Raw genomic sequence first — 20,968 nt, forward strand, 5'->3', positions numbered from 1 at the left:
GAGGATGGATGGGAGCGGGCCACCGCTCCCTTTCTTTTTAAAAAGGCTTGTCTTCGGCATCATAGTACCGCAGATCCAAAAGCCCGGCTTCGCTCGGATCCTCTTCCACAGCTTTTCGCTCCAGCCATTCTGTGAAGGACCAGACCTTCGGATCATGACGCCGCAGAACAAAGGGCCTTGATTTGAAGCGCAGAAGATCATCTTCCGAATCCAGGGCAGCGATCTCGCGCAGGAATGCGGCGGCATCTGAAAAGGCCAGATCCACATAAAGATACGGCGTCACACCCATGAAGCCGCGCACTGCGTGCAGACGATCTTTTTCCGGGCGGCGTGAGGCTTTTTCCAAACCGGGCTCGGAGCGTTTGGTGTAGGCATAACCGCGGTTGACGGTGAGTGAGTAAAGGTGCTTCTGACCCAGGCGTACGTGAATGATATTGGGGAGGTAACGGGCAAAGCGCGAACTGTTGAGGCCGTTCTCGCCGGTGAGGGTACGCAGGCCTTGCTCCCACTGCTCAAGATTGGAAATATCGTCCGGGATACCGCGAGCCAGCTGCGTGAGCGGCCAGTTGTTCAGTTCATCCTTGGTCCCGACGACCTCGGGCCCCATGCGCTGCATCATCGTCTGGGCGAGGCTGTATTCGGATTCGCCACGATTGTCCCGCGTGTTGCGACCTTTGGCGTAATCCTGAAGCCCCACGAAAATACGGAAAGCCGGTTCGGTCATGCGATTGCGCAGGGACTGGCGATAGTCTTCATCCGAGAAAAGAGCCGCAAAGAAGTCTTCGGACTCGGTGCGCGTATACATGACCCAATTCCAGGTATCCAGTTTGTGGAGGCTGCTCGCCCAGTAGCGGAAGCGTGCCGCCTCGTTATAATAAATTCTTTCATGCGCCGCATAGCTGATCAGCTGAACGCTGCGGGGAAAGCCGGGCAGGCTTTTCTGGGTTCCGGTCAGAACCTCGGCTGTGAACTGATGGCGATAGATCGCGAGCCATGCGTTGGGATTCTTTTCCGCGGCTTCTCCCTTCGGATTCCAGTTGTCGCCGAGCCAGATATCATCGAGCGTGATGCCCTCGGGTTTCACGCGACGCAGGGTTCTTTCAAAGGCGCGGCGATAGCGCTGCTCGGCTAAATCATCGAGGATGGCGGTTTTTTCCTTATAGGCTGGATAAAAGTCACTGTAAGACGCAAGACCCAGCTTGGGATCGAGTACGGACGGATCCTGCTCGGGTTTCAAAAACCACTTCCAGAAATATTCATCCACGCCGTTGGCGGCTGCCTGGTCAAAGCAGATGGGCCCGCGGGCAATGGCCTGGTTGATGATTTTCGATTCCTGGATCATGAAGCGGGCGCGGGCGAGGACAGGAATCGCTTCGAAATAAACAAAGGGATTGATGCTGGTGTAGCCGGGAAGTTTGGTCAAAGGCCCCTGGGGCCAAGCCTGATCCAGCATGAAGAGCCGTTCAAAGTAGGCCAGCTTATTCAGATTCAGATGCCAGACGGTGTGGGTTTTGGCTTCGATCACGCGGGCGATTTTTTCCAGGCGATAGTAAACCCTCCCTTCCGTTCCGGGATGATCCATCGGCAGCTCGCTTGTGATTTTGCTGATGGGGTTCGGAGCCGGTGTCGTGGAGCGCACGATCTGATAGAATTCACCCGGGTTTTCTTCGAGTTCAATATGCGCGAGGAAGGTATGTTCATAGATGTAGCGTGCGACCAGTTGATAGCGCAGATCATCATGATTGAAGAAATCCTCCCACTTGTGCACCACTGCATTCGGGGCCATGGCCGTGGAGCTGAATGCGCTTCGCTGGGGCTCGCGTAGGAATTTCTGAGCTTCTGCGCCCGGGCCCTGCGCACCGGCTTTGACCCAGTCCATCAGGGTCAGCAGTTCACTGTCGGGGATAGCGGCAAGACCAAGAGGCATACCGCCCAGCTGATGTTTGCTGGTGAGGCGGCGAAAGGCAGCGGCCGTGGTGGGGCACTCATACTTCTGCTGCATGTGCTGGCTGGCGAAGGTTCGTGCTTCGGGAAAGGCGAGCCTGGTGTTGCGTTCGCGGCCCAGTTCGAGCGCGAGGAAAAGCAGGGAGTCCTCGGCGGCCTCGCCGTTTTCAGGATCAGGAAGCACGGATGTGAAGCCGAGCTTTCGCCACTGTTCCACGGACCAGTTGTGGGAAAGCCGGGTATCCGGTGTTCCAAAGGTCACCGACTTATAGGGATCCACATTCAGCATGCCGCGCGCCAGCCCTTCGTAGGAGGTCATATTCAGTTGGCAGGGACCATTCGTACAGGAGTGACAGCCGATGCAGTATCGGGCGAGGATGGGCTGGATGCGATCGGTGTAATCATCCTTGGCTTCCAAAAAGCGATTGCCAGCCCGGTAGAGGGACAGGTGCTCGGCATAAGGCTGAGACTGGGCTGCGGCCGGTTCGATCAGAAGCAAAAGCCAAAACCACAGAACTCGATAAAGGGTTTTCATAAGCCTCCCTGATGGATAGATACGCGTTGTAAAGCTTGCCATTCCTTGTGTTCATGGCTTGATACGCGTCCTGGGCGAGGAGAGGAAGAGAAAAAAAGAGACGTATCAGGACTTTTCCCAGTGCGCCCCGACTTGATCGTATGAAGTTTCGCGAGCTTGCAGCGCTGCGCTGGGAAAAGGCTTGAGGCAGGAAATCGCTTACACTGTAAGTTGAGGGACGATCACGGCCTTGCCTGTGATCTGACGCGTGTACACGGCTTCAAGAGCTGCGCTCGCATGCTGCAGATCGAAACTTTTGGAAACCAAAGGTTTGATCGCGCCCTGCGCCAGCCACTGAAGCAGTTGATTCATCTCCGCCATGGCCTCGCGGGGTTGGCGTTTCATGAACTCTCCCCAGAAAACGCCCACGATCGAACAGCCTTTGAGCAGCGCCAGATTCAGAGGGATTTTAGGAATATCGCCGGCGGCAAAACCAATGACGAGGTAACGGCCGCCCCAACCGGTCGAACGCAAAGCTGCTTCCGTGTATGTTCCGCCAACGGGATCGCAGACCACGTCCACGCCCTTGTCACCCGTGATGTCTTTCAAACGAGCCCGCAGGTCCTCGCGTGAATAATCAATGAGGTGATCCGCACCACGACTCTGCGCCGCTTCGAGTTTATCCGCAGACGATGCGGCCGCGATCACGGTCGCGCCCATCAGTTTACCCAGCTCGACCGCAGCGAGCCCAATGCCACCACCAGCGCCCAGCACGAGGAGGGTTTCACCCTTTTGCAGCTGCGCACGATCCTTTAGAGCATGGAGACAGGTTCCATAGGTCATAGGCATCGCTGCAGCGGTCGCCCAATCCTGGTCCGGTGGCAAAGGAATAACCTGCGTTTCATGCGCAAGGATTTCTTCCGCGAACGCGCCTGATGGCATCACGACGAGAACAGCCATGCCTTCTTTCAGGCGACTGACGCCCGGGCCGAGGGCCGTGATCACGCCCGAACATTCCGAGCCTGGGATGAAGGGGAGGGTGGGTTTGAATTGATATTTACCCTGGACGATGAGGGCATCGGGAAAATTCACCGACGCCGCTTTCACGGAGATAAGGACCTGGCCCTTTTCCGGAGTCGGACGCGGACGATCTTCCACAGTCAGATGATCGAGGGATTGGAATTCACGACAAACCAAAGCTTTCATGCGGTCATCCTCTTTGAAATTTCCCCGGAGCATAGTGCGGAAACCGATGATTTTGCAAATCATATTCGCGAATTACTGGTTGATATTATTGATGAAAATGGGATGTAGTCAGAATCGGTGAGGGGTTTTTGCAAGTGCCGGCCAAATTCCGAAAAACGATGGTCAGGAGTTTTAGGGGCTTACACAGAAAAGTTTGCAAAAAGACCTGCCGTACTATTCAGAAAAATGGTTTTCTATCTGTGATAACAGGAAGATAAAATTTTTGCTTAATTGCAAAAAGAGACCGCCGATAAGTCTTTTGTAGGTTGTGATGGGAGGTGCCCATCGGTCTGAAACCCTCTTGGAGACTTCGCATGAAAAAGTTTACTTTCGCTCCTGTTTGTGTGGTTCTCGCGGCTTCCCTTTTTGTCGGCTGTGGTGCCAAGGATGAACGCGTGGCCCCATCCTCGGGCCTTGCCAGCGATGATGCGCAGAGTGAAGCAGCCGTGGCGGCGAGTTTCGGTGAAGCGATGGACAGCATGAGCGACACCAATATGTCGAGTAACTCGGGGACAGCCATGGCCCTGGAAAACGGCCTGGGTGTTGAGGTGCAGATCACCATGGACCGCAGCTGCGCGGCGTCGGATGATAAAGCCGTCGTGACGATAACGCGGGATAAGGAAATGAGCTGGAAACGTTCCAATGCGCGTATATCTGTGAGCGCTTCGGCCAGTATTGAAAATGATATCGTGCGCACCTGGTCGCTGGACGGTGGATCGGTCGGCTGCGAACTGAATAATAAGGTGGCGGCGATTGATTTCGAAGCGGATCTGACCGGCTATGAACTGGATGTTTCCATCAAGCGCAACGCCACCCGCAGTCTGGAAAAAACCGTCGCCCGGACCCGGGAAACCACAAAGCGGTCCTTGACCAGTGCTGTGGACGGCACCCGCCATGCGAAGTGGCTGTCCCAGGAAACCAATGACGACGGCAGCATCAGCCGCAGCAAAAGCATCAGCTTCAGCGTCAGCCGCACGGACAACTTCGTGGCGAAGGATGGCAGCGTGAAGGATCTGGCTCTGAGGGTGGAAACCAAGGAGGATCTGCAGGTGACCACGACCTGGGATAATCTTGCCCACGATCGCCAGCTTCTGTCGAAGCTGATCAGCTCGGGTGTGGTGAAGGCTTCGAAAGCTGCCGATAGTTATGTGGAAGCCAGCTTCAATAAACTTCTGATGAAGTTTGATGCCAAGGCCTGCTCGGTTTACTCAGGCAGCATGGAAGCCCGCATCTATGCGGAAGGTTCCACCGAGGCTGCGAAGATTTATATGCTGACGGCTGTTGAAGGCAGTATCACGGTCAAGGATGTGACCGATCCTGCGAATCCCAAAGATGTGGAAGACTTTGAATACTCGCCCTGTGATCTTAAGGATTTTAATTACTGAGCGAGGACGGGATCGAGTCCTCAGTGAACTGGTTGTCAGGGGAGCGAGGGCTAAGAACCCCCGCTCTTTTTTCTTCAGTGCGTGTGTTTCAGAAAGTGAAGCATGAAGGAATAGGCATCCAGATTCTGATCAATTTGCTGCGCAACGGAACTGCCCATGCCATGACCCGCATCAAAGCGCGTATAAAGCAGCGCCGGAGCGCCGGACGCGGAGGCCGCCTGCAGACGGGCCACCATCTTCCGGGAATGCCAGGGTGCGACGCGCATGTCGGTGGCTCCGACCTGCATCAGCATCGGAGGATAGTTCGTGCCATCCTTCAGGCGATGATAGGGCGAGTACGCGTACATCGCTTCGAACTGCTGCTTATCGGCAATGGTGCCATATTCCGTGGAATTGAAGGCGCCATTGGGTTCGCTTTCAATGCGAATCATATCGAAGTAACCCACCGAAGCCACCGCAGCCCCGAAGAGTTCAGGACGCTGGGTGATCGCAGCTCCCATCAAAAGGCCGCCGTTGGAACCGCCGATGATCGCGAGTTTTTTCGGAAGGACATAGTTCTTCGCCACCAGGTGCTCAGCGGCGGCGATGAAGTCATCAAACACATTTTGTTTTTTGGTCAGATATCCCTGCCGATGCCAGGCCTCGCCGAACTCACTGCCGCCGCGCAGGTTGGCGATCGCATAGCCGACGCCGGACTGAAGAAGGACCGCGCGCGAACCCAAAAACGAGGGTTCGATGCTGATGCTGAATCCACCGTAACCATTCAGCACGAAGGGAATAGGCGTGCCGGGTTTGGCACCTTTGGGCAGAATGATATTCACTGGAATCAGCGTGCCATCCTTTGACTTTGCCATCTCGCGAATGACAGTCACACCGGAAAGGTCCACGGGACTTTTTTCCTGCAGCGCTGTTTTCACCGTCGCTCCGCTTTGCGGCGAGAAGCGGTAGTAGGCTGTCGGCTCCAGATAGGATCTCTGCGCGAACAGGATATCACCGTTATCAAGCCCGACCACGTTGCTGACGCCCGAGACCGGCGCAGCCTTGGGTCCTTTTTTGCTTTTGCCGTTCAGATCAAAGGTCCGGATCTCGGAAGGCCCACCCAGCTGATAGGAAACATAGAGCGTCCCCTTGTGCACGGCAAAGCCCTCACCGCTCGTGATGTCGGTGATGATCGCTTCCTTGCCCTCGGGGATCACGACCTTGGCCTTGGCGAGGTTCACATCCTTAAGGCTCACGTTCATGACCTTGCCAAAGGGCGCGTCTTTCAGCGAGATGAAATAGAGATCACCGCGCTCGCCAAAGAAAAATTGCGCGATGTGATCGGGATAGTCGGCGATCATCTTCCATTGGCCATCCAGGCCTCTTAGAAAATGCTGAAATTCCCCGCCATCACCTTTCTGGACGGCAGCCAGCGCATAACCCGAGGGATGCACGTCGACGAAGAACATGGCGATGCGTGAAAAGTCCTTGCCCAGCTCAAAGCGATCCTTTTCCGTCGGTGTCCCCAGCTTGTGATAATAAAGCTGGGTATAAAACATCTTGTCCTGGGCGGGACGTTCGTCGCCGCGCGGATAACGCGTGTAATAGAAACCGCTGCTGTCCGGTGCCCAGGCGAGGTCGCCGCCGGCCGTGCCACCGTTCACACCGGGAACGGTTTCAAAAACCCGCTTGCCCGTCGCGATTTCAAAGACGGAGACATCACCGGATTCGCTGCCGTCCACCGACAAGGACGCGGCCACATATTTCGCATCGGGCGAGATTTCATACCAATCGATCGCCACCTTGCCTTTGGGTTCGATGGCATCCGGATCTATCACGATGCGTTCCTGGGCCGTTTGATCCGGCGAGGGCAGAGTCACGAGAAAGCGGCGCTGCTTCGGCGGCTGCTGCTTGAGCGCAAAGATCTGGCCTTTCACCGCCTTGAGATCGCGATAGCTGACCGAGGTGCTGCCCAATATTTCATTGAGTTGCTGGCGGATTTTATCGCGGCCTTCGAGGCCATCGAGATAGGAGCGGGCATACTCATTCTGCTGCTTGATGAATTCCTGAACGTCCTTGCTATCATTCGATTCCAGCCAGCGGTAAGGGTCGGTGACCTGGACGCCGTGATGCTCATCGACCACGGGTTTCACCAGAGTGGCTGGCGGGGGACCGAGTTTGGTCGCGGTTTTTTCCGCGGAGGTGTTCGCGGGCGGAACGGATGTGCAGCCAAAGATAAGAAAAAAGGCGGTCGAATAGGACAGCCATCGGGCAGGGGCGTGCATGAGAACTCCTTATGGGCAGATAACGAAGACCTGAATGCAGCAGGCCAGCTGCTGCTTTAGCACCTGGAAGGGGTGGTCATCAAGAAGAAGCCGCAGCCGTCGCGGCCCGAAGTGGAAGTTCGAAGAGCATGGTGTCGCGAGGGCCATCCCGCAGCATCATGTGCTCATGAATAAGGCCCATGGATTTAAAGCCGCATTTGCGCAGAACGCCCTGCGACGCCTTGTTACGACGATCACAGGAGGCCGTCAGACGAGTCAGGGGCATCCGTTCTTCGACATGGGCGATCAGTCTTTGCGCGGCTTCAGTCGCATAGCCCTGCCCCCACACATCGCGAGCCAGGGAAAAACCAAAGGCCGCATAGGGCAGCTGCTCATCCACTTCCAAGGAAACGGCGCCCAGCATGCGGGGATCGCTTTTTTTTCGAATGGCAAGGACGATGTAGCGCCGTGGATTGTCGTCCTGCCAATCCAGGACCTGCTGAACGAAGTCCTGAGTCTCTTTGAGAGTATTGGGCCCCCAATTCTGATAGCGCACCACATCAGGATCAGACGCGTAACGATGAATGGCCGTGACATCGTCTTTGGTGACTTCATCCAGAATCAGACGCTGACTTTCCAAATGGATGGGCATGCTGCGACTCTTTCTTCCAGTTCGTTTCATGATCCGCATGGTAGGGCATCAGTTTCAGGCAAACAATTACATTTTGCGCCGGCTGCATAATTGTCTGTAGACGGGCCGAACCGTGGGGAAGCCGGCCGTTTCGCAATGCGTATGATCATGGCAACGCATTCGGCGGCCTGCATTCCCGCAGCTTTTTTCAAGAGTTTCTGCAGTTTCCAGGTGATCCTGACATCCAAGTAATCTAGTATGGAAAGAGTACAATCCAGCAAAAGGCTCGCCGTGTTGCGGGCATTCGCCAGGGGGACCCTTGCATGGCCCGACCAAAGCAGCGCATGTTTTCGGCGCCGGACCTACTACCACCAGGGCTTCGCACCTGTTTTCTGGTCGTGGATATCGGCTTTATCCTCTATTGGGTCCTGGTGGCCTTCGAGCATATTCCGCGCGCGTGGTTATTCAAGAACCACGATGAACCCCTGCTCATGGATTGGAGCCGGTCCTTTCTGGTCCTTTATGCTTTGATTGCCTTCACGGGTCTTCTGACCCTTTACCTGGCCGCCCGCCGCTCGGGCAAGGCCCTGCCCATGGCGCTTTTATCGCTGGCTTTCTCATTCTGCGCGGGCCTTCAGGCACTCAGCTTCTGGACCCTGCGCAGCGATTTTTCCTGGATCTGGTGGCTGCCGAATCTCTTTCTTTTGCTTTATCCGCTGCCTTTTCTGCTCTTCATCGTGAGGCGCAGCGGCCGCTGAGTTCAATCGCGCAGCAGGATGGTTCCATCACGACCCAGCGCGAAGACGTCGCCGCCCGCTGTCACCTGCAGGGCTTCGGGCAGACCGATAACACCATACAAATGACTCCATAGTCTTTGGCCATCAGCCGCGTATTTTAAAATTAAATAACGATCGGCGGTTCCCGCCCATCCTGATTTCACATAACTCGAAGCCAGCACATACGCATAACCTCCAGCATCTGTCGCAATATCCACGGCGCGATCCTGGTAAGGTCCCTGATAAAGATCGAGAGTTTGCAGCTGCCCGTTCTCTGTGAGGTGCAGCACGCGGAGATCCCAGCCTGCGGTCTGATCCGTGACGCGGGTGCCGGTTAACCAAATCGAATGATCCGCGGCCAAGGTCAGCGCAGAGCCGCCCTGATCGAACTGCCAGAGTTCCCGACCATCCGCATCGAAGCGCATTGTTTTGCCGAGCGGCGCACGCATGTGGGTCGCCGTCACGGTTCCATCCGCCGCGCTTACGATCGCTGTGGTGGGAACATCATGCTTCCAAAGCAGAGCGCCATCGGCTGCGACACGAAAGAGCTGAGAAAAACCGCCTATGTAAAGGCTCTGATCAGGTCCCGAGGCGCCGCTGCGCCGGTCGAAGCCTAGACCATCATCACCACCGCTGTCATACCGAAAGGAAGCCTCCACCTCGCCCGCCGTGCTGTAACGCAGCGCGAGGATGTCGGCATCCCGCGCATCATTCACACCGAGCCACCAAAATCCCGCGTTCGCCAAGGCCACGAGGGTATTGCTGACGAAATGCGGCTCCTCCTTTTGCCAAAGCGGATCGAGCGTGAGCGGATCCAGGGCGACGAGCAGCGAATCGGTGCCGTCCGCTTTTTGCATGCTGAGGCTGAGATAAAGAATTCCCTCGTGCCACAGAAGATCGCGCGGCAGCCAGCTTTCACCCTGGGCAGCGGGAAATACACGACTGATCGCCAAACGTCCACCCAGGTCATAGCTGTTCACGAGTATGGCCTCGCCATAGGATTCCTGGCAGGTCACGTAACTCTGTCCCGACGGTGCAAGAGCAAGGTCAACGGGCTGGCAGTCACCCAAAGGGGCATTCCATTCCACACGCGCAGCGCCCAACGCAGTCCATGACAATGCAAAGCCGAGCAGCCAGAGGGCTTTCATAAGGGATCTCCATAATAGGTCGTGAAGCTCCCGAAAGAAGGCGTGGGCGAAGTGCATGTCTTTCGGAATGTGAATGTTGGGAAGGTTCCCTCTCTTTAATTAGCGATCCCCGTCTTTAAAATCAAGGTGAAATGCATGGGGCGCATTATGAAGAAAACGCGAACAGTATCGGGTTTGACAGCCTGAGGGGGGAGGGATAGCATGAACATTCAATCGCTCCCGATTTGAAGGAATAAAAGGTCATGAGTAACCATAAAGAAGCAGCTGATAACGAAGTCCAGAAAATCATGGAACAGGAGGCGCTGGATTATCACCGCCGTTCGCCGGCGGGAAAGATATACACGGGCATCAAAAAGCCTGCGGCGACGCAGCGTGATCTGACTCTGGCTTATTCTCCGGGTGTCGCCATTCCCTGTCTGGAAATTGAAAAGAATGAAGAGGACTCTTTCATCTACACAGGGCGCGGCAACCTGGTTGGCGTGATTTCCAACGGCACGGCGGTCCTGGGCCTGGGTGATATCGGCCCGCATGCAGCCAAGCCGGTGATGGAAGGCAAGGCCATGCTCTTCAAAAAATTTGCCGACATCGATGTCTTTGATATTGAAGTGGACGCCAAGGATCCTGATCAGTTCATCGCCTGCGTGAAAGCCCTGGAACCCACCTTCGGCGGGATCAACCTTGAGGATATCAAGGCGCCTGAGTGTTTTTACATTGAAGAAAAACTGCGCGAGCAGATGAATATACCTGTTTTTCATGATGATCAGCATGGGACGGCCATCATTGCTGCTGCAGCTTTTTTGAACGCGCTGGAAGTCGCCGAGAAAAAGATTGAAAACGTGCGCGTGGTATTTTCCGGTGCCGGTGCGGCGGCGATTGCCTGCGCCAATCTCTTTTTATCGCTCGGTGTGAAGCCGCGGAATCTGATTCTGTGTGACAGTAAGGGTGTGGTTCATAAAGGCCGCAAGGATTTGAATCAGTATAAGGAAAGGTTCGCGCTTGATATCGAGCTGCGGACTTTGGCCGAGGCGCTGGATGGTGCGGATGCCTTTGTCGGCGTATCGGTGGCCAAGGCCTTGAGTGCCGACATGATTCTGAAAATGGCGCTCAATCCCATTATCTTTGCACTCGCGAATCCCGAGCCGGAAATTCGGCCCGATGCGGCGCGTGCGGTGCGGCCGGATGCGATCGTGGCGACCGGGCGTTCGGATTATCCGAACCAGGTGAATAACGTGCTGGGTTTTCCCTTTATTTTCCGTGGGGCCCTGGATGTCCGGGCGCGGGTGATCAATGAGGAGATGAAGCTGGCCGCTGTGCGGGCGATTGCGGCGCTGGCGCGCGAGAGCGTGCCGGATGCCGTGATGAAGGCTTATAAGGATGGTGAAGTTTATCAGTTTGGTCGGGATTATTTGATTCCGAAGCCGGTGGATCCGCGGGTGCTGTTCCATGTCGCGCCCGCTGTCGCGAAGGCGGCGATGGATTCGGGGGTGGCGCGCCGGCCGATTGATATTGCGCGTTATGCGGAGCAGATCGAGCATATCCTTGGACCAACGCAGAGCATGATGCGGTCGATCCAGCGGCAGATTCATGCGGTGCATAAGAACAAACAGAGGAAGGCGCGGATCGTTATTCCGAATTCCTATGATCGGCGGATTTTAAGAGCCGCGGCGCAGGTCATTGATGAAGGGGATTTGGAAATTTCTTTGATTGGGAATCCTGAGCGGATTCTGATCAATGCCGAGAAGTTTGGGCTGATCAATTTTAGAGATAAGGTTGAGATCATCGCGCCGGTGCATAGCAAGAAATTTGATGAGTATGCCGCGCGGCTCTTTGAAGAGCGGCAGCGGAAAGGTGTGTCGCAGAGCGGGGCGCGGCAGCTGCTTCATAACTATAACTACTTTGCGGCGATGATGCTGCAGTGTGGGGATGCGGATGGGATTGTGTCGGGTGTGGTCGAGCCTTACGGGCCTTCCATTCGGCCGCTCTTGGAAGTGATCGGCGTGCATGATGAGCAGACGCTGGCTGGTATCTATATGGTGATGCAAAGGGATCGGCAGTTTTTCTTCGCGGATTGCACCGTCAATGAAAATCCGAATGCGGTGAAGCTGGCTGAGATTGTTTTGAGCACAGTGGCGGTGGCGGAGCGTTATACCAACGATCCGATTCGCGTGGCCATGCTGAGTTTTTCGAGTTTTGGTGCGAGCCGTTCGCCCGATGCCGGGAAGGTTGCCGAGGCGGTGAAGATCGTGAGGAAGCTGCGGCCGGAGCTGGAGATCGATGGAGAGATGCAGGCGGATGTGGCTTTGAATGAAGGGCTGAGGGAGCGGGAGTTTCCTTTCTGTGGTTTGACCGGGGATGCCAATGTTTTGATTTTCCCGGATCTGGCCTCGGCGAATATTTCGTATAAGATGATGGCGCAGATTGGGAATGCGTCTTTGATTGGACCGATTCTGCATGGGATGAGAAAGCCGGCGAATGTGCTGCAGATCAGCGCGACGACGGATGAGGTGGTGAATATGATTTATGTGACCGCGCATCAGGCTATGGAGCGTTGGTGAGGAAGGAAGGGATCTGGCGAGAGGCCAGATCCTTTTTTCTTATTTCAGGTCAGCGCCGCCGGCGAGCCAGTCGAGAAGGATTTTGCCTTCGTCGGTGTTTTTGAAGTTAGGTTCGTCTTGAGGCATAACTGAGCTGTCAGTAGCCTTGATCCGTTTCGCCATCTCAGCGGCGACAGGCTTGATTTGAGCCAATGACGTCAACTCGGTGTTTCTCGCACTGTTGCCTTTGCCGTGACAGTCACTTGTCGCACAGTTTTTGTCGATGATCGCTTGAGTGTTGGCTTCATAGGTGTAGGTTGAAGTTGGAGCAGCCTCTTCCTCATCATCTTTGCTGCCGCAAGCGGTGAGGACCAGACTCATGAAAGAGACAGAAATCAAGCTAAAAGCCAGTGCTTTCATAACGGGAACTCCAGTAGTGTAAAAATGGCTATAGAAAATGTTAGGGCTTTCCATAGCCGAGAGCAAGTGATCGCGCGCATTCTTAAAAGACTCTTTGCAGTTCCTGGAAGAAACTTTCCGTATCCTGCCATTTGCTGACGAAGGTATAGGGGTGAAGAACCACTGTGGGATCAGCATCTTCCACATGATTGGTGGTGCTGATGAGGGCCACGGGCCGGTTGATTTTATATTGATTGAGGATCTCCAGGACTTCGTCTCCGGTTCCATCTGAAAGATCGTAATCGACCATGAAGGCATCGTAGCCTTTCAGATTGGTGAGTTTGAATTGTTTCAGGCTGGAGACGCTGACAATGTCGAATCCATAGTCTTTCGAGGCTTTTTCGGCGATCGAAACAAACACGGGATCATCGTCGATCAGCAGTACTTTTTTCATGTCGCATCTCCTCTATCCAGGGCCCATGGCATCAGGTGCCCTCATTTTTTATCGAGGAAGAGTCGCAAAGACTGTCTTACCATTTGGGACGGATTGGGATTTGGGAAGGGTTCCGGATGGTTGGCGTTGAAAAGAGGAGGACGGAAGGGCGGGAATTAAAAGGCTCCAGCCGAGGGGCCGGAGCCGTTTTGTTCAGGTTCAGAGTGGAGGAAGTCCGAGGGCGCGTTCCAAACGTTCGATGCGAAGCTGCAAAGGCGTCAGGTCCGGTGTGGATCCGGTTTCACCTTTGGGCCCGCGCGGACCCACGGGACCGATGGGACCTTCGAGACCGGGATCGCCCTTGTCGCCCTTGTCACCTTTCGCACCTGTTTCGCCTTTGACGCCGCGCAAACCTTCGGGACCTTGCGGACCGATCGGGCCTGCAGGGCCGGTGGCGCCTGTGGCTCCGGTTTCGCCTTTAAGACCTTGTGGGCCTTGAGGGCCGGTAGGTCCGGGATCGCCTTTGTCGCCTTTGGGGCCTTGCAGTCCGGTGGTTCCTGTTTCGCCTTTGGGGCCTTGCAGTCCGGTGGTTCCTGTTTCGCCTTTGGGTCCTTGTAGGCCGGTTTCTCCTGTTTCGCCTTTCGGTCCTTGCGGGCCGGTGGGACCGGGATCGCCTTTGTCACCTTTCGGACCTTGTAGGCCGGTTTCTCCTGTTTCACCTTTGGGGCCGCGAAGGCCGGGTTCGCCTTGTAAGCCCTGTGGGCCTTGAGGTCCCATCGGGCCTATGGCACCGGTGGCACCTGTTTCGCCGCGAATGCCTTGAAGGCCTTGCGGGCCAATGGGTCCGGGATCACCTTTGTCGCCTTTCGGACCTGCGGGTCCGGTTTCTCCTTTGAGACCTTGAGGACCTGCAGGACCCGTGTCGCCTTTTGGACCTTGGGGGCCAATGGGTCCAAGGTCACCCTGCGGTCCTGTGGGACCTGCCTCACCTTGGGGGCCTGTTGGTCCTATCGGTCCTGTATCGCCTTTCACGCCTTGCGGGCCTATGGGTCCAATATCACCTTTGGGTCCTGCAGGGCCTGGGTCTCCTTGCGGTCCGCGTTCTCCTGTGGCACCGGATTCACCAGGAATGCCGCGCGGGCCTTGTGGTCCTGGATCTCCTTTGTCGCCTTTTTCACCGGGAAGACCTTGGGCGCCGGTGGCTCCTGTTTCACCGCGGATGCCTTGGAGGCCTTGTGGACCTTGAGGTCCTGGGTCTCCTTTGTCGCCTTTGTCGCCTTTTTCACCTTGTGGGCCTGCAAGTCCAACATCACCTTTCGGTCCGATGGGTCCTGCAGGTCCGATGTCGCCTTTTTCACCTTGTGGTCCGACGTCACCTTTCGGGCCTATGGGTCCTGTATCTCCTTTAGGTCCTGCGGGTCCGATTTCGCCTTGTGGGCCGCGTTCTCCTGTTGCACCCGATTCGCCTTGAATGCCGCGCGGGCCTTGTGGTCCTGGATCACCCTTGTCGCCTTTTTCACCGGGAAGACCTTGGGTGCCGGTGGCTCCTGTTTCGCCGCGAATGCCTTGGAGACCTTGTGGGCCTTGAGGTCCTGAGTCTCCTTTGTCACCTTTTTCACCTTGTGGTCCTGCAGGTCCAACATCACCTTTCGGGCCGCTGGGTCCAGCAGGTCCAATGTCGCCTTTTTCACCTTGTGGTCCGACGTCACCTTTGGGGCCTATGGGCCCTGCATCTCCTTTAGGTCCCGCGGGTCCGATTTCACCTTGTGGTCCTGTCGGTCCGATTTTTCCTTCTGGTCCCATGGGTCCAGCATCACCTTTTTCCCCTTTTTCTCCCTGCAAACCCTGGGGTCCGATCGGGCCTATTGCGCCCTGTGGTCCTGCAAGTCCGGTGTCGCCTTTTTCGCCCTTGGGTCCTGCAGGTCCGATTTCACCTTGTGGCCCGACGTCACCTTTCGGACCAACGGGTCCTGCATCTCCTTTTGGTCCCGCAGGTCCGATTTCACCTTGTGGTCCTGCAGGTCCAACATCACCTTTCGGGCCGCTGGGTCCAGCAGGTCCAATGTCGCCTTTTTCACCTTGTGGTCCGACGTCACCTTTCGGACCGCTGGGTCCAGCATCACCTTTGGGACCGGCAGGGCCTGTGTCGCCGTTGGGACCAACAGGACCCATGGCTCCAGCAGGACCCTCGGGACCGGGATCACCTTTTAAACCCTGGGGACCGGCAGGACCGGGATCACCTTTTGCGCCCGGTTCGCCTTTGATGCCGGATTCTCCGCGAGGTCCTGGATCGCCTTTATCACCTTTGGGGCCGGTCGGGCCGATGTCGCCTTTATCACCTTTAAGACCCTGCGGACCGATGGGACCCGTATCGCCCTTATCGCCTTTAGGGCCTGTGGGCCCGGCGGGACCTGTGGCTCCGGTATCCCCTTTCTCACCCTTTAATCCCTGCGGACCTGTAGGGCCGATATCGCCTTTTTCACCTTTGATGCCCTGCACACCCTGAGGCCCTTGTGGACCCTCATCGCCCATTTCCCCGCGAGGACCTTGCGGACCGGCAGCACCACGAGGTCCGGGTTCGCCCTGCTCACCACGAGGCCCAACAGGCCCGGACGGTCCCACGGGACCGACAACACCGCGCGGTCCTTCGGCACCGGGATCACCTTTGGGACCGATCAAACCCTGGGGACCAACAGGCCCGACATCACCCCGAGGACCTTGAGACCCCGATGGACCTGCAGGGCCCGTATCTCCGCGCAGACCCTGAGGCCCTCGATCGCCGTCCTTGCCTTTCCCGCTGAGCCAGAAGAATTCCAAACTTTGTTCCGTTTGATTGGGCCCACGAAGGATGAGTTGCAATTCAGAAGGATCGCGCATGGGCAAGGCTGGATCGAGGCTCACATCGCGGCCCAGCAGCATCACCGCCTGGCACGAAGAATCGAGCAATGTGGACTGTGTTTCAGGACCCCAGAGCAAAGTCGCCGAGGATTTCTCGCGAATCAAAACCTGCCAGGTCTGTTTTTCCAAACAGCTGGCCGTCTGCGTACGGCAGCTGCAGTTCGGCTCCGTGTAAATAACAGCCGCTCCCGACGCCACGGCCGTGAGCATCATCCTCGCACGTCCCGCCACCGTGCTGCTCGCTTTAGGAGCAATCAAAGGTTCGTTCGCATCGCGCTGGTCATTCAGGTTCCAGTCAAAGGTCAGCTGCCAACTGATCGTGTCATCAGGAAGATCCGAGGGATTCAGCTCAACATTCCCAAAACATTTCAGCCGAGGTTCCCGCAGCTCACAGCGAATGTTTTTGAAATCAAAAGCCGCGGTGAGCATCTCGTGCCCATTCCAAAGGCGGGCCTTGCTGGCCAGAAGCTCAAGATCCTGGGTATTCGGGTTCATATTCATATGGATCGGAAAACTGAGGCGATCCGTCTGGCTTTGGGCGATCGGAGCCAAAGCCATCCCGATCCCAAGCCCGAGAGCTTTCTTAAGCATATTCTTTCTCCCACAGACTCACATTGTGTGCGCACTCGGAGCGTGGGAGGTCGGTCTTGATAGAAATGTCAGCGAATTCCCAGCATTTTTACCAAGGCAGGCGAGTTTACGGACCTTTCGCAGACCTTACTTTTCGATCAGCGTCGCGCGGAATACCAAAGCTGCCTCGCCTTTTTTTCCAGAAAAATTTTTTTCTGGCCTTGAATCTCGGCCCAGCGGTCTCCCGAGGCGATGGCTTTCACCAAAAAATCGAAAAGGAAGAAATGCCTGCGTTCCGCCCGCTTGATGCGATGAGGCAGGACGGGATTGAAAATTCCTAAACTGCTAAACATCTGCCGCGGGTTCTTCTTCACCCAGTGCCAGGAGCCCATTTCCATGGTGAGGGGAATCATCACGCCCGGCAGTTTGAGATCCTGATGCTCAAGACTCAGATAATCCCAAAGATCGCCATGCGTGGTATAGGAGTGATGCTGCGGCTCCAGAACGTAGACATGATGCGGATAACTCTGATCGAGCAGCTTCTTCAAAGCCAGGATGCGGGGCGCATGCGGATAATAGCGCTGAGAATAGGCGTAAGGAAACCAGACGCGATCGACAAGTCCGAAACCGGAATGAACATCCAGGATCAAAGAGGTGCGGGCGGGGAACACCTGCTTGCGCACAAAATCACAAAGAGCCGCGGATTCCGTTTCCATCGGCTCGAATTCGTCGCCGCGATACCAGGGCAGCCAGTTGCCGATGCGGTGACCACCGACCAGGGGCAGCGTGCTGTGCTCGGCGTCGATGGGGGCATTGCGCATCAGATCCACGCCGCGGCCGTTGGCCCTGGTGTTCTGAAACATGCCGACCGGATTCACCAGCGGATAAAAGAGAATGCGGCAGCTGCTGAGCAGATGAATCAGAGTCTGATCCCACTGCACGAGTCGAATGAAGGATTTCAAGAACGAGGTGACGACGTGCGTGCCGATTTTTTCAAGGCCATGCACGCCGCCGACGAAAAGAAGGGTAGGCGCCGCGGGCTCGGTCGTTCCAAAGCGAAAGCTGAGAATGGGGAAGTCGTGATGCCGGTAGCGAACCCAGGCCTCTTCACGAACTTCCCCTACAGTGCTGATGCTATCGGCACAGGCGTAGAGGTCTTCCATTTCCGGAAAGTCTTTGAACGCAGAATACAAAATCACCACTCATTTCTGGAGGAGCGCAAATACTTGCGCCCATGCGCTTCGGAAAGTCGATCAAAATCCAATACCGTGAAAAGATCCAGGCACTGAAAATCCTGATCGAAAGCAGGAGCCCCATAAACCCGCGCACCCGCTTTCAAATAGGCGCCGAGGATCGGCGGCAGGAGGTTTTCTCCATCGCCGGCTCCGGTTTTCAGGATCATGGCCAGAAGCCCTTCGCGTTCAATGATGGAATAGCCGGACACAGGCTGAATTGGGAAGCGATCATCGAGGCAGCCGTTTTGATAAAGGTACTGATAGACCTGAACGAGATGGCGAAGATCGAGACTCTGGACGCTGGAGCAGCCAAAGAGATAGCGGCTTTGAATCGCGGCGCTATAGGCTGCGAGGCCGCGCCAGAGGAGGTGGACGAAGATGCCTTTGCTTCTTTTATCCGGTCGCACGCAGGCGCGGCTCAGTTCGAGCTTTCTGCCGGGCGTTTCCAGAAAGCTATCGATCATGAATTCACTGCAGGAATAAAAATCCTGGGTGAATTCCGAGCAGAGCAGCCGATAGCTGGCCAGCACTTCCCGCGTATCGCGATCCTGAATAATCATGAAGTCCGCATCCTGATCCCGTGCTTCCAGATCCAACCTGGGCGCCCCTTTTTTTCCAGCGAATTCCTCGATGAAGACGGCCGAGCGGAGGTCGATCACCTGACGGAATTCCTCAAGGCTGTCAGCTGTCTTGATAATGTAGCGGGCCTGTTCAAGATAAATGGGAACCTTGGCTCGCCAGGTGGATGGCAGCTCGGTATCCAGTCCCAAAGATTCGCTCGTCCACATCGGGGCTAAGGCGTGATCGGGTTGCATCGTCCACTCCTGGTTCGCAGAATGTTAATCCTCATGCTGAAAGGCTACGTCATTCATTTGAATCCGTATTAAATTCTGCGTAAAGAGTGCATAAATTACATGACGGCGGCCTGCGATCATGCTTCCATAAGGCCAAGGGGAATTTTATGCTGAAGACAATGCGAGCCCTGGTTCGTCTCGTTATGCTGGGTTGTGTGATCCTGAGCCTTTTGAGCATTGTGATGCTGCTCGGTGCTTTCCAGGGGCAGCGCACGATCAGGCGTAAAAAGCTGGTGGCTGCGGTGATGCAGGCGCACCTGAGGGCCATGAGCCGCTGTGCGGGTTTAGAGGTTCAGGTTTTGGGAACGAGGCCTTTGGATGACAGGCCTTTTCTTCTTCTGAGTAATCATGTTTCCTATTGGGACATCCTTGCCCTCGGTTCGCTTTTTCCTTTGGGCTTCATGGCGAAAGACTGTATTGAAAGCTGGCCTGTTCTGGGGACGGTCACTCGACTTTGTAATACTGTTTTTGTGAATCGTGAGAATGTGCGGGATCGTGTTCGTGCCCTGCGTCGACTTCAGACGCAGATTCATGATCTTTCGTACTGTGTTTTTCCTGAAGGGACGACAACCGCTGAAATCGCGCCGCGGCTTGAACTTTGGTGCCGGGGGAATATTGCGGTTCTCCGTGAACCCGGGGCTCCGGTGTGGTTGGCGGGACTTCATTATGAAAAGCATGCGGAAGAAGCCTGGATTGATGACGATGAGCTGCTGCCGCATCTTTTCCGGCGTCTGAAGGAGCCTTCCATTCGACTTACAATATACCTTGAACCTCTTCAGGTGAATCGAGCTGCGTCGCTTTCTGAGGCGGCGCGCGAGGCCTGGGAAGGAACGGTGGGCCTTTGTCAAAAGGCTCAATATGATGGGGATACTTCGGTGTCCACGCAGCCTGTGCGCCTGTGCGTCGTGAAAGATTCTGCCGCCTCGTAAGAACCTCCGTGCAAAGCTGATTTCCTGGGACTCTTTACCAAAAAGAAATAATTATTTCGGTGGTCTAAACTCCCGATGGTTGCCGGGGTTTATGGGTGTCTTTGGTCTTTGCTTAAAGACCTGCACCGGGACACCGAACAGTGATTCAAATGGATAGCTGGGGAATAGCAAGAGCCGTTCTTTACGCGACGAAGAATTCGACGTGATAATCAATAGGAGTCGTCCATGAAATTGAACTTAGGTCAGGGTTTGGTGGTAGTAGGCTTGGCGATGGGTCTGGCCGCCTGCGGACCGAAACTTCAGAGTGTTGCGGAGCAGGATGGCTCGAATACTGCGGATCCGTCACGGCGGGAAACTGTGAAGGTTGGCATCAGCCTTTCAGAAAAAGGCTCAGGTATGCGCCTCGCTGATGCGACGACTTTTTCCATGTCGTTGGATGGCTGTGCATCTGGTTTGAACTACCCCTCCATAACGGAGAACGATGTTACTGTCGATCTGTATAAGTTCGATCAGGGTTGTCTGATCAAACTCAACTCATTCTCTTTAAATTCCGTCAACTACGTTCTTTCGGCCGACACTTTTGAAAGTTGGACGGCAGGTGACATTGCCATCTTCCAAGATAGTGCCAATACCAACAATAAGCTGACTGTAAGAGTCGTTACGCAATTGCCAACTGCTATAGCCGGGTCAGAAACTGTATCCTATAGCTACACGCAATTGGTTGCCGGCGCGGATGAAAGTATTGCCAAATCGGTGGTGAGCGATACCCACACTGTAAGCGTGAATGGTGTCGATGCGGCGAAGGTGGAAATCACTTCTGTGAACATGACTGGTATGACGGCTCAGGGTGCTGGCCGCTTCACATTTGATGTGCTGTGTCTCCAGGGTGTCAGCTCAGGGTCTTGTGATACAAATCCATTGACCTCGCTCAAATATATGCTTGTAAAAGATACTTACTCGAATAACCCGACTTATGAGCAGCTCAATACCCTGTTCTCGACCGGTGGTACAGCTGTCGCTGCAGGTGATATTATTGCAACCGGCAACGGTGGCTTCAAAACTCAAGTTATGAGTACTCCAGATGAGATGGCTCTTCCAGGAAACTCAAATCTTCTGTTCATTGTTCAGTCGGGTGGTTCTTCCTACAAGTACTTCAATGTTGATGTTGCAGCGTTGACCTATTGATCACTGAGTGTTTGTAGCGAGCCGTGAAATCTGATTCAGGTTTCA

15 protein-coding genes are annotated in these 20,968 nt (G+C 55.4%); 5 read left to right on the forward strand and 10 right to left on the reverse strand.

Going from position 1 to position 20,968, the window contains the following annotated elements; translation table 11 throughout:
• Positions 1-37: 37 nt before the first annotated feature.
• Positions 38-2,479: a fatty acid cis/trans isomerase gene (locus VFO10_RS06840; RefSeq protein ID WP_325138384.1), complete on the reverse strand. Its 2,442-nt coding sequence runs from the start codon at positions 2,477-2,479 to the stop codon at positions 38-40.
• Between the two features lie 198 nt (positions 2,480-2,677).
• Positions 2,678-3,664 (reverse strand): NADPH:quinone oxidoreductase family protein, encoded by a 987-nt coding sequence (locus VFO10_RS06845; protein ID WP_325138385.1) that lies wholly within the window; start codon positions 3,662-3,664, stop codon positions 2,678-2,680.
• A gap of 353 nt (positions 3,665-4,017) precedes the next feature.
• Between VFO10_RS06845 and VFO10_RS06850 the strand changes: the two genes are divergently transcribed.
• Positions 4,018-5,088 (forward strand): hypothetical protein, encoded by a 1,071-nt coding sequence (locus VFO10_RS06850; RefSeq protein WP_325138387.1) that lies wholly within the window; start codon positions 4,018-4,020, stop codon positions 5,086-5,088.
• A 74-nt stretch (positions 5,089-5,162) separates the two neighbouring features.
• On the opposite strand, the gene VFO10_RS06855 is transcribed toward VFO10_RS06850, so the two are convergent.
• On the reverse strand, positions 5,163-7,352 hold the full coding sequence (locus VFO10_RS06855) for a prolyl oligopeptidase family serine peptidase (protein ID WP_325138389.1): 2,190 nt from the start codon (positions 7,350-7,352) through the stop codon (positions 5,163-5,165).
• Between the two features lie 79 nt (positions 7,353-7,431).
• Positions 7,432-7,983, reverse strand: coding sequence for a GNAT family N-acetyltransferase (locus tag VFO10_RS06860; RefSeq protein WP_325138391.1), 552 nt, complete (start codon positions 7,981-7,983; stop codon positions 7,432-7,434).
• Between the two features lie 302 nt (positions 7,984-8,285).
• On the opposite strand from VFO10_RS06860, the gene VFO10_RS06865 reads away from it, so the two are divergent.
• Positions 8,286-8,720, forward strand: coding sequence for a DUF5360 family protein (locus VFO10_RS06865; protein WP_325138393.1), 435 nt, complete (start codon positions 8,286-8,288; stop codon positions 8,718-8,720).
• A gap of 2 nt (positions 8,721-8,722) precedes the next feature.
• Here VFO10_RS06865 and VFO10_RS06870 read toward each other — a convergent pair whose 3' ends face one another.
• Positions 8,723-9,886 (reverse strand): PQQ-binding-like beta-propeller repeat protein, encoded by a 1,164-nt coding sequence (locus tag VFO10_RS06870; protein WP_325138395.1) that lies wholly within the window; start codon positions 9,884-9,886, stop codon positions 8,723-8,725.
• A 242-nt stretch (positions 9,887-10,128) separates the two neighbouring features.
• Here VFO10_RS06870 and VFO10_RS06875 point away from each other — a divergent pair, with 242 nt between their 5' ends.
• Positions 10,129-12,441, forward strand: a complete 2,313-nt coding sequence (locus tag VFO10_RS06875) for an NADP-dependent malic enzyme (protein ID WP_325138397.1) — start codon at positions 10,129-10,131, stop codon at positions 12,439-12,441.
• Between the two features lie 39 nt (positions 12,442-12,480).
• Here the strand turns inward: VFO10_RS06875 and VFO10_RS06880 are convergent, their stop codons facing one another.
• The 5 genes from VFO10_RS06880 to VFO10_RS06900 all read right to left on the reverse strand — a co-directional run bounded on the left by VFO10_RS06880 (position 12,481) and on the right by VFO10_RS06900 (position 18,770).
• Positions 12,481-12,840: a hypothetical protein gene (locus tag VFO10_RS06880; protein WP_325138400.1), complete on the reverse strand. Its 360-nt coding sequence runs from the start codon at positions 12,838-12,840 to the stop codon at positions 12,481-12,483.
• An 82-nt stretch (positions 12,841-12,922) separates the two neighbouring features.
• A complete protein-coding gene (locus VFO10_RS06885; RefSeq protein WP_325138402.1) occupies positions 12,923-13,273 on the reverse strand; it encodes a response regulator in 351 nt (116 codons plus the stop codon).
• A 198-nt stretch (positions 13,274-13,471) separates the two neighbouring features.
• Positions 13,472-16,741 (reverse strand): hypothetical protein, encoded by a 3,270-nt coding sequence (locus tag VFO10_RS06890; protein WP_325138404.1) that lies wholly within the window; start codon positions 16,739-16,741, stop codon positions 13,472-13,474.
• Positions 16,742-16,878: 137 nt separating this feature from the next.
• Complete coding sequence (locus VFO10_RS06895; RefSeq protein WP_325138407.1) at positions 16,879-17,883, reverse strand: M14 family zinc carboxypeptidase; 1,005 nt, start codon at positions 17,881-17,883, stop codon at positions 16,879-16,881.
• A 32-nt stretch (positions 17,884-17,915) separates the two neighbouring features.
• On the reverse strand, positions 17,916-18,770 hold the full coding sequence (locus VFO10_RS06900; RefSeq protein WP_325138409.1) for a GNAT family N-acetyltransferase: 855 nt from the start codon (positions 18,768-18,770) through the stop codon (positions 17,916-17,918).
• A gap of 146 nt (positions 18,771-18,916) precedes the next feature.
• On the opposite strand from VFO10_RS06900, the gene VFO10_RS06905 reads away from it, so the two are divergent.
• A complete protein-coding gene (locus tag VFO10_RS06905) occupies positions 18,917-19,738 on the forward strand; it encodes a lysophospholipid acyltransferase family protein (protein ID WP_325138410.1) in 822 nt (273 codons plus the stop codon).
• Positions 19,739-19,963: 225 nt separating this feature from the next.
• Positions 19,964-20,923: a hypothetical protein gene (locus VFO10_RS06910; RefSeq protein WP_325138412.1), complete on the forward strand. Its 960-nt coding sequence runs from the start codon at positions 19,964-19,966 to the stop codon at positions 20,921-20,923.
• The last annotated feature ends 45 nt before the right edge of the window (positions 20,924-20,968 follow it).

The organism is Oligoflexus sp., assembly GCF_035712445.1.
Taxonomy (GTDB): domain Bacteria; phylum Bdellovibrionota_B; class Oligoflexia; order Oligoflexales; family Oligoflexaceae; genus Oligoflexus.